We start from the raw sequence: 25,021 nt of genomic DNA, 5'->3' as shown, positions 1-25,021 counted from the left end.
TTCAGGCCTCCACGTCCACCGGCGTCCGCGGCCGGCTGCGGGTGTCCGCGGCCGGTGCCAGGATGACGGCGGAGGCGACGAAGACCAGGACGGCGACCATCGCCGCGCGCAGCCCGTAGTGGTCGCCGAGGAAGCCGAGGGACGGCGGCCCGACCAGGAAGGCGACGTACCCGATGACGGCGACGAGGGAGACGCGTGCGGTCTGGTCGGGGCCCGAGTCGCCCGCCGCCGACAGGGCGACGGGGAAGCCGAGCGAGGCGCCCAGGCCCCAGAAGAGCACGGCGGCCGCCGCCACGGCGGTCTGGTCGGAGAAGATCACCAGGAGCAGGCCGACGGCCCCGGAGACGGCGCTCGCGCGTACGACGGCGGCCCGGCCGAACCGGTCGAGGAAGAACGTGCCGCTGAACCGGCCGAGCGTCATCGCGGCGGCGAAGCCGACGTAGACGAGTGATCCCGCCGTCGCGCCGAGTCCGTGGCCGTCGACCATGAGCAGCGGCAGCCAGTCGTTGGCGGCTCCCTCGGCCAGCGCCATGGCCAGCACGATGGCGCCGATCAGCAGCAGCCGCCGGTCCTTCCACACCTGCGGTCCGGGGCCCCGCGAGGTGCGCGCGGTCTGCGCGGTCGGCGCGGTGCTGGTCCCGACGCCGCCCGGGACCGAGCGCAGCGCGTACAGCAGGAGTCCCGTCGCGAGGACCGCGACCGCGGTCAGATGCCAGGGGACGGGGACGTCGGCCGCGGTGGCCGCCATGCCGGCCAGACCGCCGACGACGGTGCCCAGACTGAAGCAGCCGTGCAGCGTGGGCAGGACGGCGGCACCGGTGAGGCGCTCCACGTCGGCGCCGTCCACGTTCACCGCGACCTCGCCGCCGCCCATGCCCGCGCCGAACAGGCACAGCCCCGCCGTGACGACGGGCGCGGACTCAGCGGCGCCGCCCACGCCGATGACGAGCGTGCCGACGATGATCAGCGAGGTGCCGAGCGCGATGACGGGCCGGGTCCCGAACCGCGACACGCACCGGCCGGAGCAGAGGATGCCGGCCATGGATCCGACGGAGAGCCCGAACAGGACGAGCCCCATCTGTCCGGTGGAGACGCCCAGTCGGTCCCGGACGTCCGGGGTCCGGGTGACCCAGGAGGACATGGCGATGCCGGGCAGGAAGAAGAAGAGGTACAGCGCCTGACGGCGACGGCGTACGGCACGGTCTGACAAGGAGGGGCTCCGCTGGAGTTCGCGAGAATGGGCGGCCGGCGACGGACTCGTACGCGCCGAGCGGGCGTGTACAAATGTACATACTTGGACCCGCGAGGAGAAGAGAAGGCGGACACCTGCGATGACCGGCACCACCCGCGGCCCCAACGACCCCCGGCGGCGCGAGCGCATCCTCGACGCGGCGCTCGACGTCATCGCCGAGCACGGCGCCATCAAGGTGACCTTCCGCAGGATCGCCACGGCGGCGGGGGTGCCGCTCGGCTCCCTCACCTACTACTTCGACGACATGCAGCACCTGCTGACCGAGGCGTTCACCCGGCTGGCCGAGACCGTCTCCACGCGTTACGGAGCCCTGCTGGCGGCGGCGCACACGGCGCAGGAGGCACAGGACGCCGTCGTGGAGATCATCTGCGGGAAGGTGTGGGGCACCGACCGCAACCTGCTCCTCAGCTACGAGCTGTACGCCTTCGCCGCCCGCCACCCGGAGCTCCGTGCGGTCATGCGCTCCTGGATGCGGGCCAGCCGGACGGCGCTGGCCGCGCACTTCGACCCGCTGACCGCCCGGGCCCTCGACGCGCTGGTCGAGGGGTTCTCCATCCACAACTCCGTCGACCCCCGGCCCACCGACCGCGCGGAGGTCGCGGCCGTCGTCCGCGCCGTCATCGACCGTCCACGGGCGGCGGACGGCGCGGCGACGGCGCAGGATGGGCCCGGACCGGCGGATTGAGCCGGCGCGGGCGCGGGTACCCGGCAGCTCCCACCCGCTGGTGCAGACAGACTCATACACACGCAGACATACGCAGACGGACGCAGACAGACAGGGCAGCTATGAGCGTGATCGAGGGCGTCGTCGACATCGACGTACCGGTGCGGGCGGCCTACAACCAGTGGACGCAGTTCGACACCTTCCCGCGGTTCATGGACGCGGTGGAGCGGGTCGACAAGCCGCAGGTCACCCTCTCGCACTGGGTCACCCGGTTCGCCGGCAGGACCCGCGAGTTCGACGCCAAGGTCATCGAGCAGCGCCCCGACGAGCTGGTGGTGTGGCGCAGCATGCACGAGCCGCACCACACCGGTTCGGTCCGCTTCGAGCCCCTGGGCGACGCCCGCTGCCGGATGCGCTACCGCCTCGACTTCACCCCGGGCGGCCTGACCGAGCGGGCCGCCGACTCCCTGGGCCTGGTCCGCCGTCAGGTCCACGCCTGCGTGGGCGGCTTCAAGGAGTACATCGAGGGCCAGGGCGCGGAGACCGGCGCCTGGCGCGGCACCGTCGTCGACGGCCGGGTGGAGCCGGAGGCCGAGCACGCGCCCCGGCCGGTGCCGCACTGGCCCACGGGCTGAACCCTTCCCGGCCTCTGCGCGGTGGGCACAGCGGCGGCGACGAACGAAAGGCTGATGTGGTGGACGAGTCATCGACCGCGGACCCCGGCGGCGAGCAGGCGAGGATCACCCCGCCGAAGACCTGGGCGGCCGGCGTTCCCGCGGTCGCGCACGCGGTCCAGTACTCCCTGGCCGAGACCTCGCCGCGGCGTACGACCCTGAACCTGCTGGAGCTGAACCAGGCCAAGGGGTTCGACTGCCCCGGCTGCGCCTGGCCGGACCCGGATCCGGGCAACCGCCACACGAACGAGTACTGCGAGAACGGCGCGAAGCACACGAACGACGAAGCCACGACGAGGCGCGTCACCCCCGAGTTCTTCGCCCGCCACTCCGTCTCCGAGCTGGCGCAGGCCTCGGACCGGTGGCTGAACCAGCAGGGGCGGCTGACCCAGCCCATGGTGAAGCGGCCGGGCCGCGACCACTACGAGCCCATCAGCTGGCACGACGCCCTCGGCCTGATCGCCGAGGAGCTGCGCGCCCTGGACTCCCCCGACGAGGCGGTCTTCTACACCTCGGGCCGGGCCGGCAACGAGCAGGCGTTCGTCCTGCAGCTCTTCGCCCGCGCGCTGGGCACCAACAACCTGCCGGACTGCTCCAACATGTGCCACGAGTCCAGCGGCACCGCGCTGCACGAGACGCTGGGGATCGGCAAGGGCGACGTCAGCCTGCCCGACCTCCACCACGCCGACCTCGTCCTGAGCCTCGGCCAGAATCCGGGCAGCAACCACCCCCGGATGCTCTCCGCCCTGGAGGAGACCAAGCGCAGGGGCGGCACGATCGTCGCCGTCAACCCGCTGCCGGAGGCGGGGCTGATGCGGTTCAAGAACCCGCAGAAGCCGCGCGGCGTGATCGGTCGTGGCACCAACATCGCCGACCAGTTCCTGCAGATCCGCCTCGGCGGCGACCTCGCCCTCCTCCAGGCCCTGAACCTGCTGCTCCTCGAGGCCGAGGAGGCGGCGCCGGGCACCGTCCTCGACCGGGCGTTCATCGACGCCCGCACCGAGGGCTTCGAGAAGTTCGCCGACCACCTGCGCCGTACCGTCTCCTGGCCGCAGGTGCTGGCGGCGACCGGGCTGCGGCGGGCCCAGATCGAGGAGCTGCGGGACCGGGTGCTGGCCAGCGAGCGGATCGTCGTGTGCTGGGCGATGGGGCTCACCCAGCAGAAGCACGCGGTGCCCACCATCCGCGAGGTCGTCAACTTCCTGCTGCTGCGGGGCAACATCGGCAGGCCGGGCGCGGGGGTCTGCCCGGTGCGCGGGCACAGCAACGTCCAGGGCGACCGGACGATGGGCATCTGGGAGCAGATGCCGCAGACGTTCCTGGACGCGCTGGAGCGCGAGTTCGACTTCACCCCGCCGTCCGCGCACGGCCTGGACACCGTGGACTCCATCCGGGCCATGGCGGAGGGCCGGATCAAGGTGTTCCTGGGGCTCGCGGGCAACTTCGTGCGGGCCACGCCCGACAGCGACCTGACCGCGGACGCGATGCGCCGCTGCCGGCTCACCGCGCACATCTCCACGAAGCTCAACCGCTCGCACGCGGTGTGCGGCGACACCGCGCTGATCCTGCCCACGCTGGGCCGCACCGAGCGGGACCGCCAGGAGGGCGGCGAGCAGTTCGTCACCGTGGAGGACTCCATGAGCCAGGTGCACGCCTCCCGCGGGCACCGGGAACCCGCCTCGAAGCACCTGCTCAGCGAGGTGGCGATCCTCAGCAGGCTCGCCCGCCGCACACTCGGGGACCGGGTGGCGGTCCCCTGGGCCGCGTTCGAGGAGGACTACGGCCACATCCGGGAGCACATCTCCCGGGTCGTGCCGGGCTTCCACAACTTCAACGCCCGCGTGGCGAAGCCGGGCGGCTTCGGCCTGCCGAACCCGGTCAACGACGGCGTCTACCCGACCCCCAGCGGCAAGGCGCAGTTCACCTGCAACGACTTCGAGATGCTGCGTGCCCCCGCGGGCCATCTGCTGCTGCAGACCCTGCGCTCGCACGACCAGTGGAACACGGTGCCGTACACGACGAACGACCGCTACCGCGGCATCCACGGCTCCCGCCGCGTCCTGCTGGTCCACCCCTCCGACCTGCGCTCCCTCGGCTTCGAGGACGGTCAGCGGGTCGACGTGGTCAGCGTCTGGCGGGACGGTACGGAGCGCCGGGCGGACGACTTCCGGCTGGTCTCCTACTCGACGCCGCCCGGCTGCGCCGCCGCGTACTACCCGGAGGCCAACGTCCTCGTGCCGCTGGACAGCGTCGCCGACGGGAGCAACACGCCGACGTCCAAGGGCATCGTGGTCCGCCTCGAAGCGCGCTGACGGCCCGGGTCCTGGCCCGAGGTGCGGTCCTCCCCGGCGCGCGAGACCGTGGAGGGATGACGCACATACTCGTACCGCCGACAGAGACCCCGCCCGCGGAGGGCTCGACCGCCGAGGCCCATCAGGAACGGGCCGACGGCGGGATGTGGGAACACCCCGCCTGGTGGGCGTGGCTCATCGTGATCGGAGCCGCCCTGGTGGCCGGCTACTTCGTGGCCCGGATCTGGGGTCTTTGACCGCCGGGCACGACGCGGCGACCGTCAGGCACGACGCCCGCGCCCGTCGTCGGGCTCGACGCTCGCGTCACGGGCGCGGGTCCGGGCGCGAGCGCAGCGTCCACCGGCGCTCGGCATAGGCCAGGTCGTCGCGCCAGAGCCGGCCCGCCGCCGCGCGCATCAGCGGTCGCAGGACGACGGACGCGTGCCGCGCGAGGGTGAAACCGGGCCGCTCGGACGTGGCGATCACCGCTTCGACGACGGCGGTCCGCGGCGCGCGGTGTCCTTCGGCCGTCAGCGGCGTGGCGTGCGTCTCGACCACCGAGTCGCGGCCCTCGCCGTCGGTGATGTGCATGACGACGGTACGGGGCTCGGGCGCCGTGAACACGGCGCGGACGGGCACCACGAGTCGTGAGGTGAGCCGGAAGCTGACCTCGACCACGAACCGGTCCGTCTCCGTGTCCGCGTCGCCCTCGGGGCTCTCCGTGACGCGCAGGTCGACGAACGAGTACGGGTGGAACCAGGCGCCGTGCCAGGGGTCGAGCCGGTTGGCCACGACGTCCTCGGGCTCGCAGCGGCCCAGGCCGGTGTAGACCGCCTGCACGGACCGCGCCGGATCCGGCCGCGCCGGGACGACCGGCCGCTCCAGCGGCTGCTCCTGGCCGACGCCGTCCAGCCGCACCCACACCAGGACGCCGTCGTCGTGCACCGGCAGCGTGCGCCAGCCGTCCCTGCCCTGCGCGTCCAGGGCCATGCCGTGCCAGTGGCAGACGAGGGTGCCGCAGCGCACCGGGCTGTCCTTGAGCGGCGCGCCCAGGTGCGGGCAGGCGCCTGGGCCCGCGGCGATCCGGCCCTGCGCGTCGCGCCACAGGACGAGTTCGCGGCCCGCGACCGTCCGGCCGAGGGGCGCCTGCCGGGGCACGTCCGCTGCGGCCCCGACGACGTACCAGTTGCCCGAGGGGCGGGCCTGCGCCCGCTTCAGCGCCGTCTCGATCACGGCGGGCCGCGCCGCCCGCCAGGTGGGTTCCTGCCGCTCCCACGCGGGCGGGTTCCTGCGCAGCGTCAGCGGGAAGCGGGCGGAGCCGCGCCGCCCGCTCACGCCGCCCCCTGCCGGACGGGCGCGGCCGGCCTGAACTCGGCGGGCGGGGCGCCGGCGGCGGGCGTCGCGCGGTGGCTGATCCGGGCGTGCGCGATCCGGGCGAGCCCGTCCAGGGCCACGGCCGCGCGGCGGCGGCGCGGGACCGCCGCGCGCCGGTGGAGCACGCTGTACCCGTCGTCGGCCACGGCGTCGAGGATGCCGGAGTAGAGCACGAAGGCGGTGCGGATGCAGGGCCGGGAGACCGGATCCAGCAGGGCGATGCCGGGGACCGCCTGCCGGTAGACGGAGCGGGTCAGGGCTTCGAACGCCTTGAGGGCGCGGGTGATGCGCGGGTTGCGGCGGCCGGTGTCCCGGCTCCACCGCAACTGCTCGCGGTCGACGCCGTGGGCGTCCAGCAGGTCCGCGGGGACGTAGACGCGCCCGCGGTCGAGGTCCTCTCCCACGTCGCGCAGGAAGTTGGTGAGCTGGAAGGCGACGCCGAGGGCCGCGGCGTACGGTTCGGCCTCGGCGCGGGGCACGGTGGCGCCCAGCACGGGGAGCATCTGCAGACCGATCACGGCGGCCGAGCCGTGCATGTACCGGCGCAGGTCGTCGTAGGTCGGGTAGTCCGTAACCGTGAGGTCGTCACGCATCGACGCCATGAAGTCGTGGAAGTGGCGCGGGTCGATCGCGTAGCGGTGGGCGGTGTCGGCGAGGGCGTGGACGACGGGCTCGGCGCTGCGGCGTGTGCTCAGGCCGTGCCGCAGGCTGTCCGACAGGGCCGCGAGGGCGGCGGCGCGCCGCGCGGGGTCGAGGTCGCGGCCGTGGCAGTCGACGATGTCGTCGGCCCAGCGGGCGAAGCCGTAGAGGGCGTGGACGGCGGGGCGCCGGTGGCCGGGGAGCAGCCGGGTGGCGAGGAAGTAGGTCTTGCCGTGGCGGGCGTTGAGCCGGCGGCAGTGCAGGTAGGCGTCGCGCAGGGCGGGGTCGGTGATGCCTGCGGCGTCGAGTTCTCGGGCGGTCACGCGGGTGCTCCTCCGTGGGGCCTCGGGGGGTGGACCTGGCCGCGGGCGCGGGCGGTGCGGGAGCCGGTGATCCGGGCGGCGGCGAGCTTCCCGGACAGCAGGACGGTGGGCACGCCGACGCCGGGGGTGGTCCCGCAGCCGGCGAGGACCGCGTTGGCGGTGCCGCGGACGAGGTTGCGGGGCCGGAAGGGGCCGGTCTGGGCGAAGGTGTGCGCGGCGGAGAACGGGGTGCCGGCCGCGTGGCTCTGGGCGTGCCAGTCGGCGGGGGTGACGAGGCAGTCCTCTTCGAGGGCGGAGCCGATGCCGTCCAGGCCGCGCCGCTCCAGCTCGGTGAGGAGTCCGGCGCGGTAGCGGGGCGCGAGGTCGGCCCACTGGGCCGGGCTCGGCCCGATGTCGGTGTTGGGGCAGGGAGCCAGGATGTAGTGCAGGTGCCGGCCGGGCGGGGCGAGCGCGGGGTCGGTGGCGGTGGGCCGGGTGATGAGCAGGGAGGGGTCGCTCATCAGTCGGCCGTGGCGGGTGAGTTCGTCGAAGGTGTGGTGCCAGGCCGCTCCGAACGAGAGCGTGTGGTGGGCCAGTTGCGGCCAGGTGCGGTCGGTGCCCGCGTGCAGGATCACCGCCGACGGCGCGTGCCGCAGCGGCCGGGAGCGGCGCGGGGTGCGGCCGAGCAGCCGGTAGGTGACGGGCAGGTCGGGGGTGAGGACGACGGCGTCGCAGGGGATGCGTCCGGCGTCGGTGACGACGGCGGTGATCCGCTCGCCGGTGCGCTCCAGGCGCTCGACGCGGTGCCCGTAGCGCAGTTCGGCCCCGGCGGCCGCGGCGGCGTCGGCCATGGCCTGGGGCAGGGCGTGCATGCCGCCGCGGGGGAAGTAGACGCCGGCGACGGTGTCCATGTAGGCGATGACCGCGTAGGCCGCCAGGGCGCGGGCCGGGGGGACCCCGGCGTACAGGGCCTGGAAGGAGAAGACGCGGCGCAGCCGTTCGTCCTTGATGAACCGGCTGATCTGCGCGTCCATCCGGCCGAAGCCGCCGAGCGCGGCGAGCCGGGCGAGGTCGGGGGTGAGCAGTTGCAGCGGCGAGTCGAAGTTCGTGTCGATGAAGTGCTTCATCTGCGCCCGGTAGAGGCGCCCCAGCCAGTCGCGCAGGCGGGTGTAGCCGGCCGCTTCCCGGGGGCCGGCGAACTCCTCGACGGCCTGGGTCATCGCGGCCGCGTCGGTGTGGACGTCGAGGCTGCTGCCATCGGCGAACGACGCCCGGTAGGCGGGGTGCAGCGCGATGAGGTCCACGCGGTCGCGCAGCCGCTCCCCGACGGCGGCGAAGGCCTCGTCGGCCAGTTCGGGCATGGTCAGCACGGTCGGCCCGGTGTCGATGCGGTACCCCCCGCGCCGCAGCTGCCCCGCCCGGCCGCCGGGCAGGTCCCCGGCCTCGACCAGGGTGACGCGGCGGCCCGCCCCCAGCAGGTGGAGCGTGGCGGCGAGACCGGACAGGCCGGCGCCGACCACGACCACGTGGTCCGTCTTCCCGCGTACGGTCCTCATGCCGCGCCCCCGCCCGGGGCGGACGCGGCACCGCCCGGGGCGGACTTGGCACCGCCCGGCGGCGCACCGGGACCGGCCGCCTGCCGGACGAGGGTACGCAGGCGGGCGCGGGCCAGCGGGTCCAGGGGCGCCGCGTCCAGGTGGCGCAGGCTGCGCGCGGTCAGGGTCCTGATCTTCTCCTCGACGTCCTGCCGGGCGCCGGTGTGTTCGAGCACGTGCCGGACGTCGGACAGGCCGCTCTCGTCGAGCCCCGGGCGGCCCAGGCAGTGCTCCAGGACCCGCAGGGACGTCCGGTCCCCGGCCGCTTCGGCGCGGGCGTGGGCCAGCGCCACGAGGTAGGTGGGTTTGCCGGCGCGCAGGTCGCCGCCCGCGGGTTTGCCGCGCCGGGCGGCGCCCGGGAACACGTCGTCGAGGTCGTCGCGGAGCTGGAAGGCAAGCCCGGCACCGCGGCCCGCCGCGCACAGGGCCCGCAGCGTCGGCTCGTCGGCCCCGCCGAGCACCGCGCCGAGCTGGAGCGGGCGCTCGACGGTGTAGCGGGCCGTCTTGAGGCACGCGACGCCCAGGGCCTGGCCCAGGGACCGGTCGCGGGTCAGCTCGCCCTGGACGTCCAGGTACTGCCCGGCCACCATCTCCATGCGCATCCGCGACCAGGTCCGGCGGATCGCGCCCGCGCGGCGGGCGGGCAGCGGCAGCGCGGCCACCTCGTCGTCGGCCCAGGCCAACGCGAGGTCCCCGGCGAGGATGGCGGCCGATTCGCCGAACCGTGCGCCGCCCGGGTGGCCGGGCGGCGCGTACTGCGCCGCGTAGTCGGCGTGCAGGGCGGGGCGGCTACGCCGAGTGGGGGCCCGGTCCATGACGTCGTCGTGGACGAGCGCGCAGGTCTGCAGCAGTTCCAGGGCCACGGCCAGCGGGAGGGCGGCGTCGATCTGCCCGTCGTCGGGCGGTCCGCAGGCGCGCAGCCCCCACCACAGGAACTGCGGCCGGATCCGCCGGCCGCCGGCGAGGGTGAAGCGGGCGACGCGTTCGGCGACGTCGACGCCGAAGACGGCGTCGACCGAGCCGGCCTCCGCGACCCGACGGGCCAGGAGCAGGGCGAGGCGGCGCTCGACGGTCCCCGTCACGTCGGCGTCGACCTGCCGCGCGCGGACCGGCACCGGCGCCCGGCCGACGCGCGCGGACAGATCGTTCGCGACGCGGTCCGCCCCGTCGTGCGGCACCACAGCCGTGGCTGCGCCTGTTGCCTCATCGGGGGGCATGTCGGCTCCTTCTGGGGTGGCAGGGCTGGCAAAGTGCTGTCCAGAGGCTTTCCCTGTCTCCCACGTGATCGGATGCACCGCACGGCGGCAACCTGAGATCTGCCGGTCGCCGCACCCCGCGCGCGTTCGGCGGCGGGGTGCATCCGTGATCGCCCGCGGACGGGAAGGGCTTCTCGGAGCTAGCGGTCTACAGCCGGAGGTGCGGGTGCGGTCGGACGTCGTGATCATCGGCGCGGGCGCCGCGGGTCTGTCGCTGGCGGAGCGACTGGGCACCGCGTCGTCCGCGCTCTCGGTACGGCTGATCGAGGCACCCCCGGGCCCGGTGCGCCCCGCGCCGCGGACCTGGTGTTTCTGGGAGGAGGGCGCGGGCCGCTACGACGAGGCCGTCACCGCCGCCTGGAACCGGATGCGGGTCCACGGCCCCGACGGCCACCTGGTGGACGCGCGCACGGGTTCGGTGCGGTACAAGATGATCCGCTCCACCGACTTCGAGGCGCTGGTCGCGCGGCGGCTGGCGGGGCGGCCCGGTGTGACGCGCACGGAGGCGACGGTCGAGGCGGTCGAGGGGACCGCGGCCGGCGCCGACGTGCTGGCGCGCACGCCCGACGGCCGGGCCCTGACCCTGTCGGCGCGCTGGGTCTTCGACTCACGGCCGCTGGGCAGCCTCCCGCGGTCCCGGACGACGCTGCTCCAGCACTTCCGCGGCTGGTTCGTCCGCGCCCCCGGGCCCGTCTTCGACGCGGACTCCATCGACCTGATGGACTTCCGCACCCCGCAACCGGAGCGCGGCCTCGCCTTCACCTACGTCCTGCCCACGGCCGCGAACACCGCCCTGGTCGAGTACACGCAGTTCTCGTCGTCCGTGCTGCCGCCCGAGGAGTACGACCGGGCCCTGCACGCCTATCTGCACGAGGTGCTCGGCCTGCGCGACTTCCAGGTCGAAGCCCGCGAGGAGGGCCTCATCCCGATGACGGACGCCCGGTTCGCCCGCCAGAGCGGCGGGTCCGTCTTCCGGATCGGCGCGGCGGGCGGTGCCACCCGCCCGTCGACCGGTTACACCTTCGCCGCCATCCAGCGCCAGACGACGGCCCTGACCGAAGCCCTCCTCGCGGGCCGGCGGCCGGTGCCGCCCGCGCCGCACTCGCCGCGCTCCCACGCGATGGACGCGGTCCTGCTGCACGCCCTGGCCAGCGGCCGTCTGGAGGGGGCTGCCTTCTTCACGCGGCTGTTCTCCCGGGTCCCCACCGAGCGGCTGCTGCGCTTCCTCGACGGCGCGACCTCGCTCTACGAGGACCTGTCCATCGGGCTGCACAGCCCGGTCCTGCCCCTGCTGCGCAGCGCGGCCTCCCTGCCCTCCCGTCCGCTGCGCCCCTCCCCCACGCCCTGAACCTCGGGGCTCGCCAAGGAGAACCATGCCGACCCTGCGCGACGCGCCCCTCGCCCGTGCCTTCGACCACGCCGCCCGCAGCTACGACGCCCTCGTGCGGGCCAATCCCGGCTACCACGCCCAACTGCGCCGCTCGGCGCGGCGCCTGGGCCTGGGTCTGCCCGGCCGCGGACGGGGGCTGCACGTCCTGGACCTGGGCTGCGGCACCGGGGCGTCGACCGCCGCGCTGCTGTCCGTGCTCCCGGAGGCCCGGATCACCGCCGTGGACGCCTCGGCCGGGATGCTGGAGCGGGCCGCGGCGAAACGCTGGCCCGGCGACGTCACCTTCGTGCACAGCCCGGCCGAGCACCTGGCCGACGCGGGCGTCACGGGCCCCTTCGACGCCGTCCTCGCGGCCTACCTGTTCCGCAACACGGCCGACCCGGACCGGATCCTGTCGGCGGTGCGCGAGGTGCTGGCGCCGGGCGGGCGGCTCGCCGTGCACGACTACACGCTGAGCGGCAAGCACCGGCACCGTGCCGTGTGGTCGGCGGTCTGCGCGGGGCTGCTGCCCGTCACGACCGCGCTGGGGGACGGCGCGCTCTACCAGCATCTGTGGCGCAGCGTCATCGAGTTCGACACCGCGGACCGGTTCGCGGGCCGGATGACGGACGCCGGGTTCGCGGGGGTGCGGGTCCTGCCGCTGCCCGGCTGGCAGACGGGCATCACCCACACCGTCGTCGGCCGGGTGCCGGGTGCGGGGGCGCGCGGATGACGGGCGGGCACCGGCTGCCGCCGGGCGCCGCGGACCGCCGGGCCGTCCATGTGCCGGCCGCGCCCGGTGCGGCGCGGGCCACCGGGACCGCGCCGTCGGCGGCGGTCGTCGGCGGGGGCATCGCCGGTCTCGCGGCCGCCGTGGGGCTGGCCGAACGCGGCGTGCGCGTCACCCTCTTCGAGCGCGAGGCCTCGCTCGGCGGCCGGCTGGCCGGCTGGAGCACGCGCCTCGCCGACGGTTCGACGGCCACGATGAGCCGCGGCTTCCACGCCTTCTTCCGCCAGTACTACAACCTGCGGGCGCTGCTGCGGCGGACCGATCCGCACCTGGAGCGGCTGACGCGGCTGCCCGACTACCCGCTGTGGCACGCCGACGGGATGCGGGACAGCTTCCGGCACGTGCCGCGGACACCGCCGTGGAGCGCCCTGGGCTTCGCCCTGACCAGCCCGAGCTTCACCCTCGCCGACCTGCCCCGGATGAACGCACGCGGGGCCCTGCCGCTGATGGACGTCCGCGTCCCGGAGGTCTACGAGCGGCTGGACGCGTGCAGCGCGCACGACCTGCTGGCCTCGATCCGCTTCCCCGCGGCCGCGCACCACCTGGCCTTCGAGGTGTTCTCCCGCAGCTTCTTCGCCGATCCGCGCCGGCTCTCGGCGGCCGAGATGGCGCTCATGTTCCACATCTACTTCCTCGGGTCGGCGGAGGGCCTCCTCTTCGACGTGCCCGACGACCCCTTCCCGACCGCGCTGTGGGAACCCCTGCGCGCCTACCTGGAGTCCATGGGTGCCGACATCCGGACGTCCGCGCCGGTCGACCGCGTCACCGCCGGCCCGGGCGGCGGTTTCGGCGTGAGCACGGGGACGCGCACGCGGGAGTTCGACGCGTGCGTCCTCGCGCTCGACACCGACGGCCTGCGGAAGGTTGCCGCGGACAGCCCGGGCCTCGCCGACGACGGCTGGTACGCGCGCGTCGCGGGGCTGCGGACCGCGCCCGCCTTCCTCGTCTCCCGGCTCTGGCTCGACCGTCCGCTCGCCGCCGACCGGGCGGGCTTCCTCGGGACCAGCGGCTTCGGCAGCCTGGACAACGTCAGTGTGCTGGACCGGTGGGAGCGCGAGGCCCACACCTGGTCGCGCCGCACGGGCGGATCGGTGGTCGAGCTGCACGCCTACGCAGTCGCCGACACGGTCGACTCCGCCGACCGGGAGGCCGAACAGCAGCGCCTGGTCGACCAGTTGCACCGGATCTATCCGGAGACCCGAGCGGCACGCGTCGTCGACGCCCGGCACGAATGGCGCCAGGACTGCCCCTTGTTCGCCGTGGACGGGTACGCCGACCGCCCCGCCGTGCGTACGTCGAACCCCGCGCTCATGGTGGCCGGTGACCTGGTCCGCACGGGCCTGCCGGTGGCACTGATGGAACGGGCGGCGACCAGCGGCATGCTCGCCGCCAACGCCCTGCTGGAGCGGTGGCGGCTGCGCGGTCACGAGCTGTGGACCGTCCCCGCGCGCGGCCGGAACACCGCGCTGCGCGGGCTCGCGCGCTGGGGCGCCGAGTGGGTTCCGGCCCGCTGAGCACGCGGCGGGCCTGCCTCCCCGGCCGGGGTGGCAGGACCGCCGCGTCCCGGGGTCAGCCGCGCCGCGCCGCGAACGCGCCGCAGTGGCCGGTCCCCTTCGTGGAGTACGTGCTGATGCCGCCCTCCCAGGTGACGCACTCGCCGCGCGCCTCCAGGAAGACGGGCCCGGCGTACGTGGTGAACCGGCCGCGGTCGGTCGTCGTCCCGCCCGTCGCGGAGCTGAGCCTGGCGAACATGCTCACCGCAGCGCCCGGCTTGGTGCGCACGGTGACCACACAGTTCTCGCCGGTCGTCTTGTTGTAGGTGAGGAAAGTGGTGCCGAGCAGCTCCATGTTGGCCGAGTCGATCACCTTGTGACCGGCCCCGCAGGCGCCGTTGTACTTCGCGACGGGGGCCTCCGTCGGCGCGGGGGCCGCCTTCGCGGCCGGGTGCGCGGCGGCGGGCGCCGCCGCGGAGACGGTGGTGGAGGCGGTGGCGGGCACCGCGAGAGCGAGGGCTCCCCCGGTGACGAGGACGGCGACGGCGGCGGCGTGACGGACGTGCTTCATTTCGGATCCCCCTGTGGTCCTGTGCTCTGTCTGGTTCCGTGACCCGGTGTTCTGGGCCCGGTGCGCCGGTCGGGCGCGGTGGCGGCGTCCGGCCGGTCGACTGCCGGGCGCCGCACACCGAGTAAGACCGGAGAACGGGAGAGTTGGTTGGGGCGCGGCTCGTCACCGTTCTGTCACCAGATGTCACCGTCCCGTCCGCGCCGCCCCCTCTGGCGGCGCGCGCGACCCCGGCTACGGTGGGAGCAGCGCAGGGTCAACTCAAGGAGGACACGCACATGTTGATCGCAGCCGAGAAGGGCGACATCAGCACGCTGATCGGCGGCATCGCCCCTGACTGGGGCCCCTTCGGCGCGCTCGGCACCGAGGCGAAGACGATGATCCAGGTCGTCATGGCCGTCGCGATCCTGCTCTGCCTGGCCATCGCGATCTGGGGCGCGGCGAAGCAGCGCGTCGGCGCCACCGCGCTGCGCGACACCTTCAGCGCGGAGCAGGGCAAGGGCCTCATCATCGCGGGCCTCACCGGTGTGTTCATCATCGGTTCGCTCGGCACGCTCTTCACGATCGTCTACGGCATGGCCGTCTGACGGCGGGGCTCGTCGAGCCCTCTTCGGATCCGCACCGCACCGTAGGCGGCCGGCGACCAGCCAGCCGCCTACGGCATGTCAGGCTGCCCCGGCGCCTACGTAGACCACCCTTTTTTCCGTTCCCCCTGTAAGAACCGGACCGTCGGGCGCATTGCTAGGTATGAGAGCCGATAAGAGGGACGGCGCATGACACATGCCCAACGTTTCCGGGAGATCTACGAGGAGTGCCACCCCCGCGTCCTCGCGTACACCACGAGCCTGGTGGGCCGGCAGACGGGGGAGGACATCACGAGTGAGACCTTCACCGTGGCCTGGCGGCGGGTGCGGGACATCCCGCGGCCCGAACTGCCGTGGCTGCTGGGCGTGGCCCGCAACCTCGTGCGCGAGCTGCGGCGCAGGGACAGCCATCAGTTCGCCCTCGTCGCCGCCGAGGCGCAGCGCATCAGCATCGGCGCCCGGCCGGACGTCGGCGACGTGGCCGCGGACGTCACCGAACGGGAGGCCGCGCTGCGGGCCCTGGCGGCCCTGTCCGCCGCCGACCGGGAGCTGTTGACGCTCCTCGCCTGGCACGGTCTCAGCGCCAAACAGGCGGCGCGGGTCCTGAACTGCAGCATCGCGACGCTCACCGTCCGCCTGCACCGGGCGCGGCGCCGCCTGGAGAAGGCCTTCGACGTGGCGTATCCGGCCGACACGACCTCAGCACCGCGGGCGACCCGCACCGATCGCGAAGGAGCACTCACATGAAGCACACCCCCGAACGGTCCGGCCGGCCCGACGTCATGAAGGTGCTCGCGGACGCCCGGCCCGACGCGCTGGACCCCGCCGCTCTCGCGGACTCGCCCCGCGGGCGGACGGAGTTGGCGCGGATCATGGCCGGGGAGACGGACGCCCGCGCGACCCGCCTGCGGGCCCCCGGACGCTTCCGGGGCGGGCTGCGGCCGCTGGGGACCGCGGCGGCCCTGGCCGCCGTCGCGGCCTCCGCGGTGGTCGTGAGCACGCTCGACGGGAACGGCCCGCAGGGCAGCCCGCACTCCGTCGCCGGGGGCCCGGGCACGTCGTCGCCGGACGGGCGGGCCGCGACCTCCGTGGACGGGCGCCTGGAGCTGCTGAGTGTGGCCGAGCGGGCGGAGGCCCCCGCCGCGGAAGGGACGTACTGGCAGACCAGTACGCGGTCGCAGGACGTGGACGTGGTCAGCGCGGCGGGCGGCGAGGGGCAGCCCTTCGCGGTGCGTTCCACCTCGACCGAAAAGTGGTCCGTGGGGGTGCGCCCGGGGACCCGGAGCCTCATGGTCACCGGGGTGGACGCCGAGACGAAGCCGCGCACCGCGGCGGACGGGGCGCGCTGGCGGGCCGCCGGCTCGCCCGCCACGGTGCAGGCCGAGATCGCGGGCGGACGAGGCGGCACGCGCGCGTACAAGCTGGGCGACGGAAAGGCGCCGATGGTGATGCGCACGGACGCCGGCGACAAGATCTACGCTCTGGGCCCGCGGAACATCACCTACCGGGACCTGCGTGAACTGCCCGCCGGCCGCGATGCGTTGCGGCGCGAACTGGAGAGCCTCTACAAGGCGGACAGCGGCGCCGACGCGGAACAGGGCCGGACTGCCTATGTCCTGCGCCAGGCGGCCGACCTCGTCACCATGCCGGTCAAGCCCGCTGTCCGCGCGGCTGCCTACCGGGTGATGGCCGACCTGCCGGGCGTTCGCGGGCTGGGGCGCGTCACCGACCCGCTGGGCCGTACCGGCGCCGGTTTCACCTTCCCCGGCACCTTCGACAACCCGCTGGGCAGGGTGGAACAGCGCCTCGTTGTCGACGGGGCCACCGGCGAGATGCTCTGTGAGCAGCTGGTCCTGGTCTCCCCCGCCGCCCGGGCCCGGGCGGCGGGGCTGACCGCGGGCACGACCGTGAACTACACGGCGACGACCCGCATGGGCTGGGCCGAGCGGCAGATCACGGTGCCGGACGACGCCCGGTACTGAGCCCGCGCGCCCGGGCGGCCACCCCCGCCCGGGCGCACCTTTCGGCCGGGTCCGCTCGCGGCCGGCGGGAATCCGCGCCGCTGGAACGGAGTTACCGCACTACGACCACCAGCCGCAGAGCCCAGAAGGAGACGGCCACCGATGAGCCTTCGCCAGTTCGAGTACGCCCTGGCCGTCGCCGAGGCCGGTTCGGTGACGGCGGCGGCGGAGCTGCTGCGGGTCGCCCAGCCCTCGATGTCCCAGCAGATCCGCGGTCTGGAGCGAGACCTCGGCGTGGAGCTGTTCGCGCGCACGCCCACCGGCCTCGTCCCCACCGCCGTCGGCCGGGACTTCCTGCGCGAGGCGGAGGTCGCGGTGCGGGCGGCGCGGCGGGCGCGGGCGACGGCCAGGGCCGGCGCCGACGAACCGGCGGGCGAGCTGGTCGTGGCCGTGCAGATGGGCTTCGGGACGCGGCAGTTCCCGGGCGCCCTGAGCGCGCTGCGCCGCCGCCACCCCCGCCTGGAGGTCACCGTCCTCGAACAGTCCAGCTCCGCCGAGCTGGAGCGGCTCTGCCACCGCGGCGGACTCGGCCTGGCCCTGATGGCGGCGTGCGAGCGGACCCCGGCCGACGCCCACCGCCTCGGCGAGGAGGAGTTCGTCGTGGTGCTCGGCCCCGGCCATCCGCAGCTCGCCGCGGACCGGGTCGCCCTGGCGGACCTGGCGGGCGAGCCGTGGGTGCGCTTCGACCGGGAGAGCGCGCTCGACGGCGTCCTGCTGGCGGTGGTGCGGGAGAACGGGCTGAGTCCGGTCACGGCCGCCCGCGTCTCCCGGACCGCGACGGCCGTGCGCTGGGCCGCCGACGGGCTGGGCATCACGCTCGTCCCGGCGTCCACGGTGCCGCCCGGGCACGAACACCTCGCGCGGCCGGTCCACCCGGCCGTGTCCCAGCCCGTCATCGCGGTGCTCCGCGACGACGCGGGCCCGGCGGAGACGGCCCTGCTCGGCCTGCTCCGTCAGGAGACCTGGGGCGAGGCGGTGCCCGGCGACCCCGGTCGCGCACCGGTCCTCCAGGCCCAGCACGGGTGACGCGCCGGGACGCCGCGCCGGGGCCGCCGGGTCAGCGGCGGAAGTAGACGCGCGTCGTCGTTCCCCGGTCCGGGGCGCTGTACGTCCGTACCAGGTCCGCCACCACGTTCACCAGCAGCAGGCCGCGTCCGCCGTGCTGCTCCCGGGGCGGCAGGCGGCGTCCGGCCAGCGGGTCGTCGATGAGTCCGGCGTCCTGGACCTCGCAGATCACGTGCCGGTCATCGGCCCAGACCCGCAGCGTCCCCCGCCCTCCGCCGTGGACCACGCTGTTCGTCGTCAGCTCGGCGACGGCCAGTTCGAAGTCGTCGAGCCGCGGGGTACGCAGTCCGGACGCGGCGGCGCTGCGGGTGGCCACGTGCCGGACCTCGCCGAGGCTGGTCGCCGTGTAGGCCGTGGCCGGGGTGTCGGGCGGTGCGCTCAGGGGCTGGTTGTACCGGGCGAGGAGCTCCTGCGGGGCGTAGGCCGCGCTGTCGGCGCGCGTGCCCGAGTCGATGACCGTGGGGTGGGTGACGTAGGCGTCGGCGAGCACCGACTCCGCCAGCCGGGCCGCGTCGTACAGGCAGCGAATCGTTGCTGCGCGGCCCTGGAACGCCACGTTCGTCAGCGCCTCGTGCTGGACGCAGGCGGGGTACTCGACGGCGGTGCGGCCCGCCCAGATGCTCTCGCCGAGGATGCGGGCCCGGCGCCCGGGGTGGCCCTCGGCGAAGGCGCGCAGCACCCGCGGGATGATCCGCCCGGGGTTGCGCCCGGCCCGCTCCATGTCGAGGAGCCGCACCCGCGCGGCCTGTCCGCCCAGCGCGGCCCGGATGAGCGCGAGGTTGGCGCCGGGTACGGCCACGGCCACCGGGTCCCCGGCGGCGAGGGCCTCCTCGACGAACGGCACGGTGCCCGCGAGGTACTCCTGCTCGCCGCGGTAGAACAGCGCCGGATGATCGAAGGGCTGGGTGGCCGACTCGGTGCTCATCGGCCGGCCGCCTCGGCGAGGGCCAGGGGGCTCGGCCCGGGCGCGTGCGGGCCGGCGTCACCGGCCCAGATGGGGAACGGCAGTTCGATCACGGAGGTCGCGGGGAGGGCCGACGACGTCTCCGCCCGCGCTCCGGTCACCTCACGCCCCTACTCCTTGCGATCTCTGGACTGTACCCCGGGGCTCGGGCACCCGACATCCGGGGCGGTCTCACGCTCCGGCGAAGGTGAGCGGGACCTCCAGGCGCGCCGCGAGGTCGTCCGGCGTGATGCCGAAGGTTCGGCGCACGGTGATCCCCCGCGGCGTGATGTCGAAGACCGCGTGATCCGTGTAGACGCGGTCGACGCAGGCGAGGCCGGTGAGCGGGTAGCCGCACTCGGGCACCAGCTTGGGCGCGCCGTCCTTGGTGAAGAGCGTCATCATCACGTAGACCCGCTTCGCCCCGATCGCCAGGTCCATCGCCCCGCCGACGGCGGGGACGGCGTCCGGCGCGCCCGTGTGCCAGTTGGCGAGGTCGCCCGTGGTCGAGACCTGGAACGCGCCGAGGACGCAGAGGTCCAGGTGGCCGCCGCGCATCATGGCGAAGGAGTCCGCGTGGTGGAAGTACGCGGCCCCCGGCAGCTCGGTGACGGGAATCTTGCCCGCGTTGGTCAGATCGGGGTCGATCTCGCCTTCCCGGGCGGCGGGCCCCATGTTGAGCATGCCGTTCTCGGTGTGCAGCACCACCCCGGAGTCGGCGCCGAGGTGGTCGGCGACGAGGGTCGGCTGCCCGATGCCCAGGTTGACGAAGGCGCCGTGGGGGACGTCGCGGGCGATGAGGGCGGCGATGTCGTGCTTGCCCAGCGGGCCGCGCTCGCCGGTCGCCGGCTCCGTTCCGCTCGTCGGGTTCATGCGCGTCCCGCCTCCTGCACCACGCGGTCGACAAAGATGCTCGGGGTCACGACGGCCTCCGGATCGATCGTGCCGGTCTCGACGACCTCGCGGACCTGGGCGATCACCGTGGTCGCCGCGGTGGCCATGACGGGCCCGAAGTTGCGCGCGGTCCTGCGGTAGACGAGGTTGCCCATCCGGTCGGCGCGGTGGGCGCCGATCAGCGCGACGTCGCCCTTGATCGGGTACTCCAGCACATACGTACGCCCGTCGATGACGCGGGTCTCCTTGCCCTCGGCGAGCAGGGTCCCGACGCCGGTGGGGCAGTAGAAGGCTCCGATCCCGGCCCCGGCCGCCCGCATGCGCTCCGCGAGGTTGCCCTGCGGGACGACCTCCAGCTCGATGCGGCCCGCCCGGTACAGGCCGTCGAACACCCATGAGTCCGCCTGCCGCGGGAAGGAGCAGATCACCTTGCGGACCCGGCCCTCGGCCAGCAGCGCGGCCAGTCCGGTGTCCCCGTTGCCTGCGTTGTTGGACACGACGGTGAGGTCACCCGCACCCTGCCGGATGAGGGCGTCGATCAGCTCGACCGGCATCCCGGCCATGCCGAACCCGCCGACCAGCACCGTGGAGCCGTCCGCGATCCCGGCCACGGCCTCGTCGGCGTCCGCGCACACCCGCGTGGTCATCGGGTGCCTCCCGTGACGTTCTCCAGGACGACGGCGAGGGCCTGGCCGACTCCGATGCACAGGGCCGCGACGCCCCACCGCTCACCGGAGTCGCGCAGCCGGTGCGCCAGGGTGCCGAGCAGGCGTCCGCCGGAGGCGCCCAGCGGGTGGCCGAGGGCGATCGCCCCGCCCTTGGCGTTCACCCGTTCCGGGTCGACGCCCCAGGCGTCGACGCACGCGAGGGACTGCACGGCGAACGCCTCGTTCAGCTCGACGGCCCCGACGTCGGACCAGGCGACGCCCGCGCGCCGCAGCGCCCGGCCGGCGGCCTCCACGGGCGCGTAGCCGAACAGCTGCGGGTCCAGGGCGGACACGCCGCGTCCCGCGATCCGGGCGAGCGGTTCGGTGCCGATCCGCGCCGCGGCGGCGCCGGAGCCCAGCAGGACCGCGGAGGCGCCGTCGCTCAGGGGGGAGGCGTTGCCGGCCGTGATCACACCGTCGGGGCGGAAGACGGGCTTGAGCGCGGCCAGCTTCTCCGGGGTGGAACCGGGCCGGATGCCTTCGTCCCGGCCGAACGTGGCGCCCTCGGTGTCGACGGGGACGACCAGGTCGTCGTAGAAGCCGGCGTTCCAGGCCTCGTCGGCGAGGCGGTGGGAGCGGGCGGCGAAGGCGTCCTGGCGCTCGCGGCCCACGGCGAAGCGGTCGGCCAGCTGTTCGTTGGCCTCGCCCAGGGAGACGGTCCACTCCTTGGGCATGCGGTCGTTGACGAGGCGCCAGCCCAGGGTCGTGGACACGGCCGTCACGTCGCCGGCGGGGAACGCCTTGGCGGGCTTGGGCAGCACCCACGGCGCCCGGGTCATCGACTCCACCCCGCCGGTGAGCACGACGGACGCGTCGCCGGTCTCGATGGCGCGCGAGGCGATGAGGGCGGCGTCCAGGGAGGAGCCGCAGAGGCGGTTCACGGTCGTGGCGGGCACCGAGGTCGGCAGGCCCGCCAGCAGGACGGCCATGCGGCCGACGTTCCGGTTGTCCTCGCCCGCGCCGTTGGCGTTGCCCCAGACCACGTCGTCGATGTGGGCCGGGTCCAGGTCCGGGGTCTTGGCGAGCGTCCCGGTGACGGCGAGCGCGGCGAGGTCGTCGGGGCGGACCTCCGCCAGGGCGCCCGCGAATCGCCCGAACGGGGTGCGTGCTGCCGCGTACACGTAACTGTCGGTCACGGGCTCACCCTAGGAGCGCGGTGTTCATCACGTCCAAGACCGAGTCGGCATCGATTGATAAGCCGACCGCATGAAACGCCCTACGGTGGAGCCATGGAACTCCGTCAGCTCCGGTCCTTCCTCGCGCTCGTCGAGGAGTGCCACTTCGGCCGGGCGGCGGCCCGGCTGCACGTGGCCCAGCCCGCCCTGTCCCAGCAGATCAAGCAGCTGGAACGGGAGCTCGGCATCGCGCTGTTCCACCGCTCCACGCGGCGGGTCGAACCGACCGAGGCCGGCCGGCAGCTCACCGACTACGCGCGGGCGCTCGTCACCGAGGAGGAGCGGGCCCGCGTGCACCTGCGGGAGCTGGCCACCGGGCACGCGGGGCGCGTCTCCGTGGGGTTCATCGGCACCGCGACGTACGACGTGCTGCCACGCGTCGCGCGCACCGTACGGGCGGAGCTGCCTGCGGTCACCATGGACCTGCGCGGCGAACTGCTCACCCCGGAACTCGTGGCGGGGCTGCTCGACGGCCGGTACGACCTCGCCGTGCTGCGGGGCGCGGTCACCGACGCGCGGCTGCACGTCACGCCGCTGCGGTCCGAGCCCCTGGTGGCCGTGGTGCCCAGCCACCACCCGCTGGCCGGCCGGTCCTGCGTGCCGTTGCGCGCGCTCGCCGGTGAGCCCTTCGTCATCCATCCGTCCCGGGCCCGCTCCTCCATGTACGAGCGGGTGCTGGCCGCGTGCGCCCGGGCCGGGTTCCGGCCGGAGCCGCTGACCGAGGTCGGTGAGACGGCCACCCTCGTCGTCTTCGTGGCGGCCGGTCACGGGGTGGCGCTGGTCCCGCGCTCCGTGCGCAGTCTCAGCCTCGACGGGGTGACGTACGTGCCGCTGGAGGAGCCCGAGGCCGTCGACCTGCTGCTGGCCCGCCGGGTGCACCGCAACTCCCCCGCCGCGGAACAGGTCGCCTCGGTCATCGAGCGGTGTGCCGGAACGGCGGGCGACGGTGCGCCGCTGTGCCCGTGACGACGCGGCGAACGCGGAAGAGCTCAACGCCGCACACGGGGGGATGCGGCGTTGAGCCTGGGGCAACCTTAGCGGCACCGGCCCGGGCCGCCGCCGCAACTTCCGTGCAGGCGGCGCGAAATGGCCGCTCGCACAGGTGTCCTGGTGCCGGTCCCGCCGTGGTGGCGGCGGTTGCGGGCGCACCACCGCGGCTCTGCGCAGAGCGGCGGCGTCAGCGACGATGACGGAAAACAGGCCGCCCGGGTGAAGGCGTGGTGATCCGGTGATCGCTGGGTACACGGGCCGGCATGACAGCTACCACTGAGCTTCCCGAGCGTCCGTCGGCTGCTGTGCGCGGGCTGCGCCGCATGCGCGGTTTCTACGGAGGAGGCACCCTCCTGTGGGCGGCGTCCGCCGCGTGGACCGGATGGCTGAACCCGGGGAGCCGGCAGATGTGGGTGTCCCTGCTGCTCCTCGCGGTGTTCGGCGGGCTGCTGGCCACGGCCTCCCTCTGGCTGGGCCGGACGGCACGTTCGCGCCCGGCGGCCCGGCGCGAGCGCACGGCGACGCTCCGGCCCGCCACGGCGGCCCGCCACGTCAGGGCCTGACCGCCGGACGGCCGCGCGCCGCCGGCCGGCGCGCGATTCGGCCGAAAGGACGCCCGTTCGTGACAGCGGGGCCAGGGCGGGAAAGGCGTACTCGTTCAGGCACACGTATCCGGCGGACCGACAGATCGGACGGGACAGACGATGGCCGGCACCGACCAGACGCGCACGGGCGCGCCACCCGGCAGCATCCGCCTGCCGGGCATCGTGCTGGGGGTGGGGCTCGGCGGTTTCGTCGACGGCATCCTGCTGCACCAGCTGCTCCAGTGGCACCACATGCTCACCAGCACCGACAGTGACCGGATCGGGGTGAAGTACTACCCGGCGAACACCGTCTCCGGCCTGGAGATGAACACGGTCTGGGACGGCGTCTTCCACGCCGTCTGCTGGGTCGCGGTGATCGTGGGCCTCGGGATCCTGTACGCCCGGGTCACCCACCACCGCCGCCGGGTGTGGGCCTCCCGGGTGCTGTGGGGCTGGATCCTGGTCGGCTGGGGCCTGTTCAACCTCGTCGAGGGCCTGCTCGACCACCAGATCATGGGCATCCACCATGTCCACGGCGGCCCGCACCGCATCTGGTGGGACATGGCCTTCCTGCTCCTCGGGCTCCTCCTGGTCGTCGGCGGTCACCTGCTGCAGCGCTCCGGCCGCCCCTTCGACCCCGACGCCCCCGACGCCCCCGGCCCCGCCGGGGCCGCGCGGCCCGGCCGGCCCGCCTGATGGAGCACACCTCGCACCATCCGATGCAGGACCACCACGCGAGCAGCGACCTGTGGGCGGTGCTGCCGGTGCTGCTCCCCGCCGCCATGGTGCTCGTCCTCGCCGCCGGTTACGTCCTCCTCGCGCGCCGCGCCCGGCGCCGCAACCCCGTCCTGGGCTGGAGCGGCCCGCGGACCCTGAGCTTCCTCACCGGGTGCGCCCTGCTCGCCGTGGCCCTGTCGCCGCCCCTGGCGCCTGTCGCGCACGAAGACTTCCGCGGGCACATGGCCCAGCACATGCTGATCGGCATGTACGCACCCCTGGCCCTGGTCCTCGGCGCGCCGGTCAGTCTGCTGCTGCGGACGCTGCCCGCCACCCGGGCCCGCTCCCTCACCCGGCTGCTGCACAGCCGCCCGGCCCGGCTGCTCGCGCACCCGGTCACCGCCCTGGTCCTGGCCACCGGCACGCTGCCGGTCCTGTACTTCACGCCGCTGTACGACGCGACGATGGCCCGGCCCGCGCTGCACGCGCTGATGCACGTTCACTTCCTGCTCTCCGGCTGCCTGTTCGCCTGGGTCGTCGCCGGACCCGACCCCGCGCCGTCGCGGCCCGGCGTGCCCGCGCGGCTCATCGTGCTCGGGGTCGCCGTCGCGGCGCACGCCACGATCTCCCAGCTGATCTACGGCGGCTTCCTCCTCGGCGTGCACGCGCCCGCCACGCAGGTACGGGGCGGCGCCGAGATCATGTACTACGGCGGCGACATCGCCGAACTCCTCCTGGCCGCGGCCCTCGTCGCCACCTGGCGCCCCGCACGTGCCCGCCCCGCCCGTCCCGGCCGGCCGAGTCCGCGCCGCACCCCCGGCGGGATCCCCGACGCCGCGCAGCTGCCGTACGGATAGCCCTCGTCCGCCGTCCGGGCCGCCGGGGCGTACGGCCTCGACCGGGTCCGGCGGCCCGGACGGCGGGCCCGGCAGGCAGTCACCCGCCTCACTGCCGAAGCGGGCCCCGCCGACCGGCCGGAGCACGGGCCCCGTCCGACCCTCCCAGTGTCACCACCGGCCCCACCCGGGCAAAGGGCCGGACGGCCCCCATTCCGCGCGTCCCAGCCCGTACCGG

Annotated in this window: 25 protein-coding genes and 1 pseudogene; 15 read left to right on the top strand and 11 right to left on the bottom strand. The window is 74.7% G+C overall.

Annotated features, from left to right (window positions below):
• Position 1: 1 nt before the first annotated feature.
• A pseudogene (locus ACIBW6_RS04040) lies at positions 2–1,225 on the bottom strand (MFS transporter); the annotation flags it as partial.
• A 106-nt stretch (positions 1,226–1,331) separates the two neighbouring features.
• Between ACIBW6_RS04040 and ACIBW6_RS04035 the strand changes: the two are divergent.
• From ACIBW6_RS04035 to ACIBW6_RS04020, 4 genes are all read left to right on the top strand, one after another.
• On the top strand, positions 1,332–1,937 hold the full coding sequence (locus ACIBW6_RS04035) for a TetR/AcrR family transcriptional regulator (protein WP_399056320.1): 606 nt from the start codon (positions 1,332–1,334) through the stop codon (positions 1,935–1,937).
• A gap of 101 nt (positions 1,938–2,038) precedes the next feature.
• Positions 2,039–2,551: an SRPBCC family protein gene (locus ACIBW6_RS04030; RefSeq protein WP_399056318.1), complete on the top strand. Its 513-nt coding sequence runs from the start codon at positions 2,039–2,041 to the stop codon at positions 2,549–2,551.
• Positions 2,552–2,610: 59 nt separating this feature from the next.
• Complete coding sequence (locus ACIBW6_RS04025) at positions 2,611–4,902, top strand: FdhF/YdeP family oxidoreductase (protein ID WP_399056315.1); 2,292 nt, start codon at positions 2,611–2,613, stop codon at positions 4,900–4,902.
• 56 nt (positions 4,903–4,958) lie between these two features.
• A complete protein-coding gene (locus ACIBW6_RS04020; RefSeq protein WP_399056313.1) occupies positions 4,959–5,138 on the top strand; it encodes a DUF6480 family protein in 180 nt (59 codons plus the stop codon).
• 67 nt (positions 5,139–5,205) lie between these two features.
• On the opposite strand, the gene ACIBW6_RS04015 is transcribed toward ACIBW6_RS04020, so the two are convergent.
• The 4 genes from ACIBW6_RS04015 to ACIBW6_RS04000 are packed head-to-tail and all read right to left on the bottom strand — an operon-like array spanning position 5,206 to position 10,008.
• Entirely contained in the window at positions 5,206–6,216 is a 1,011-nt protein-coding gene (locus ACIBW6_RS04015; protein WP_399056311.1) for a DUF5914 domain-containing protein, read from the bottom strand.
• A complete protein-coding gene (locus tag ACIBW6_RS04010; protein ID WP_399056309.1) occupies positions 6,213–7,217 on the bottom strand; it encodes a phytoene/squalene synthase family protein in 1,005 nt (334 codons plus the stop codon). The genes ACIBW6_RS04015 and ACIBW6_RS04010 overlap by 4 nt, the downstream gene beginning before the upstream one ends.
• On the bottom strand, positions 7,214–8,752 hold the full coding sequence (locus ACIBW6_RS04005; RefSeq protein WP_399056307.1) for a phytoene desaturase: 1,539 nt from the start codon (positions 8,750–8,752) through the stop codon (positions 7,214–7,216). Before ACIBW6_RS04005 ends, ACIBW6_RS04010 begins: the two co-directional genes overlap by 4 nt.
• Positions 8,749–10,008, bottom strand: coding sequence for a polyprenyl synthetase family protein (locus tag ACIBW6_RS04000; RefSeq protein ID WP_399056305.1), 1,260 nt, complete (start codon positions 10,006–10,008; stop codon positions 8,749–8,751). Before ACIBW6_RS04000 ends, ACIBW6_RS04005 begins: the two co-directional genes overlap by 4 nt.
• Positions 10,009–10,207: 199 nt before the next feature.
• On the opposite strand from ACIBW6_RS04000, the gene ACIBW6_RS03995 reads away from it, so the two are divergent.
• Genes ACIBW6_RS03995 through ACIBW6_RS03985 form a run of 3 tightly spaced genes read left to right on the top strand, consistent with a single transcriptional unit; the run spans position 10,208 to position 13,720 of the window.
• Positions 10,208–11,395: a lycopene cyclase family protein gene (locus ACIBW6_RS03995; RefSeq protein ID WP_399056303.1), complete on the top strand. Its 1,188-nt coding sequence runs from the start codon at positions 10,208–10,210 to the stop codon at positions 11,393–11,395.
• Positions 11,396–11,420: 25 nt separating this feature from the next.
• Entirely contained in the window at positions 11,421–12,149 is a 729-nt protein-coding gene (locus ACIBW6_RS03990) for a class I SAM-dependent methyltransferase (RefSeq protein ID WP_399056301.1), read from the top strand.
• The gene (locus ACIBW6_RS03985; RefSeq protein ID WP_399056298.1) at positions 12,146–13,720 is read left to right on the top strand and encodes an FAD-dependent oxidoreductase; all 1,575 of its coding nucleotides are present in this window, start codon (positions 12,146–12,148) and stop codon (positions 13,718–13,720) included. Before ACIBW6_RS03990 ends, ACIBW6_RS03985 begins: the two co-directional genes overlap by 4 nt.
• A gap of 55 nt (positions 13,721–13,775) precedes the next feature.
• On the opposite strand, the gene ACIBW6_RS03980 is transcribed toward ACIBW6_RS03985, so the two are convergent.
• On the bottom strand, positions 13,776–14,270 hold the full coding sequence (locus tag ACIBW6_RS03980; RefSeq protein ID WP_399056296.1) for a spore-associated protein A: 495 nt from the start codon (positions 14,268–14,270) through the stop codon (positions 13,776–13,778).
• 275 nt (positions 14,271–14,545) lie between these two features.
• Between ACIBW6_RS03980 and ACIBW6_RS03975 the strand changes: the two genes are divergently transcribed.
• From ACIBW6_RS03975 to ACIBW6_RS03960, 4 genes are all read left to right on the top strand, one after another.
• Positions 14,546–14,854, top strand: coding sequence for a hypothetical protein (locus ACIBW6_RS03975; protein WP_356491563.1), 309 nt, complete (start codon positions 14,546–14,548; stop codon positions 14,852–14,854).
• A 186-nt stretch (positions 14,855–15,040) separates the two neighbouring features.
• Positions 15,041–15,598: an RNA polymerase sigma factor gene (locus ACIBW6_RS03970; RefSeq protein WP_399056293.1), complete on the top strand. Its 558-nt coding sequence runs from the start codon at positions 15,041–15,043 to the stop codon at positions 15,596–15,598.
• Complete coding sequence (locus ACIBW6_RS03965) at positions 15,595–16,833, top strand: CU044_5270 family protein (RefSeq protein WP_399056291.1); 1,239 nt, start codon at positions 15,595–15,597, stop codon at positions 16,831–16,833. Before ACIBW6_RS03970 ends, ACIBW6_RS03965 begins: the two co-directional genes overlap by 4 nt.
• Before the next feature lie 141 nt (positions 16,834–16,974).
• The gene (locus ACIBW6_RS03960; protein ID WP_399056288.1) at positions 16,975–17,898 is read left to right on the top strand and encodes a LysR family transcriptional regulator; all 924 of its coding nucleotides are present in this window, start codon (positions 16,975–16,977) and stop codon (positions 17,896–17,898) included.
• A 31-nt stretch (positions 17,899–17,929) separates the two neighbouring features.
• Here the strand turns inward: ACIBW6_RS03960 and ACIBW6_RS03955 are convergent, their stop codons facing one another.
• The 5 genes from ACIBW6_RS03955 to ACIBW6_RS03935 form a co-directional block, all read right to left on the bottom strand.
• The gene (locus ACIBW6_RS03955; RefSeq protein ID WP_399056286.1) at positions 17,930–18,862 is read right to left on the bottom strand and encodes an anti-sigma factor RsbA family regulatory protein; all 933 of its coding nucleotides are present in this window, start codon (positions 18,860–18,862) and stop codon (positions 17,930–17,932) included.
• A complete protein-coding gene (locus tag ACIBW6_RS03950) occupies positions 18,859–19,002 on the bottom strand; it encodes a hypothetical protein (RefSeq protein WP_399056283.1) in 144 nt (47 codons plus the stop codon). The genes ACIBW6_RS03955 and ACIBW6_RS03950 overlap by 4 nt, the downstream gene beginning before the upstream one ends.
• Positions 19,003–19,072: 70 nt before the next feature.
• Positions 19,073–19,753 carry a 3-oxoacid CoA-transferase subunit B gene (locus tag ACIBW6_RS03945; protein ID WP_399056281.1) on the bottom strand — a complete coding sequence of 227 codons (681 nt, stop codon included), beginning with the start codon at positions 19,751–19,753 and terminating at the stop codon, positions 19,073–19,075.
• Positions 19,750–20,421: a 3-oxoacid CoA-transferase subunit A gene (locus ACIBW6_RS03940; protein ID WP_399056279.1), complete on the bottom strand. Its 672-nt coding sequence runs from the start codon at positions 20,419–20,421 to the stop codon at positions 19,750–19,752. Before ACIBW6_RS03940 ends, ACIBW6_RS03945 begins: the two co-directional genes overlap by 4 nt.
• Positions 20,418–21,617 (bottom strand): thiolase family protein, encoded by a 1,200-nt coding sequence (locus ACIBW6_RS03935; protein WP_399056277.1) that lies wholly within the window; start codon positions 21,615–21,617, stop codon positions 20,418–20,420. Before ACIBW6_RS03935 ends, ACIBW6_RS03940 begins: the two co-directional genes overlap by 4 nt.
• A gap of 93 nt (positions 21,618–21,710) precedes the next feature.
• Between ACIBW6_RS03935 and ACIBW6_RS03930 the strand changes: the two genes are divergently transcribed.
• From ACIBW6_RS03930 to ACIBW6_RS03915, 4 genes are all read left to right on the top strand, one after another.
• Positions 21,711–22,622: a LysR family transcriptional regulator gene (locus tag ACIBW6_RS03930; RefSeq protein ID WP_399056275.1), complete on the top strand. Its 912-nt coding sequence runs from the start codon at positions 21,711–21,713 to the stop codon at positions 22,620–22,622.
• A gap of 287 nt (positions 22,623–22,909) precedes the next feature.
• Positions 22,910–23,209, top strand: a complete 300-nt coding sequence (locus ACIBW6_RS03925) for a hypothetical protein (protein ID WP_399056273.1) — start codon at positions 22,910–22,912, stop codon at positions 23,207–23,209.
• Between the two features lie 141 nt (positions 23,210–23,350).
• Entirely contained in the window at positions 23,351–23,926 is a 576-nt protein-coding gene (locus tag ACIBW6_RS03920) for a DUF2243 domain-containing protein (RefSeq protein ID WP_399056271.1), read from the top strand.
• Entirely contained in the window at positions 23,926–24,804 is an 879-nt protein-coding gene (locus ACIBW6_RS03915; protein ID WP_399056269.1) for a cytochrome c oxidase assembly protein, read from the top strand. The genes ACIBW6_RS03920 and ACIBW6_RS03915 overlap by 1 nt, the downstream gene beginning before the upstream one ends.
• Positions 24,805–25,021: the final 217 nt, after the last annotated feature.

Source organism: Streptomyces sp. NPDC049813, assembly GCF_044465085.1.
Lineage (GTDB): Bacteria > Actinomycetota > Actinomycetes > Streptomycetales > Streptomycetaceae > Streptomyces.
This window is presented reverse-complemented; position numbering and strand designations above follow the sequence as displayed.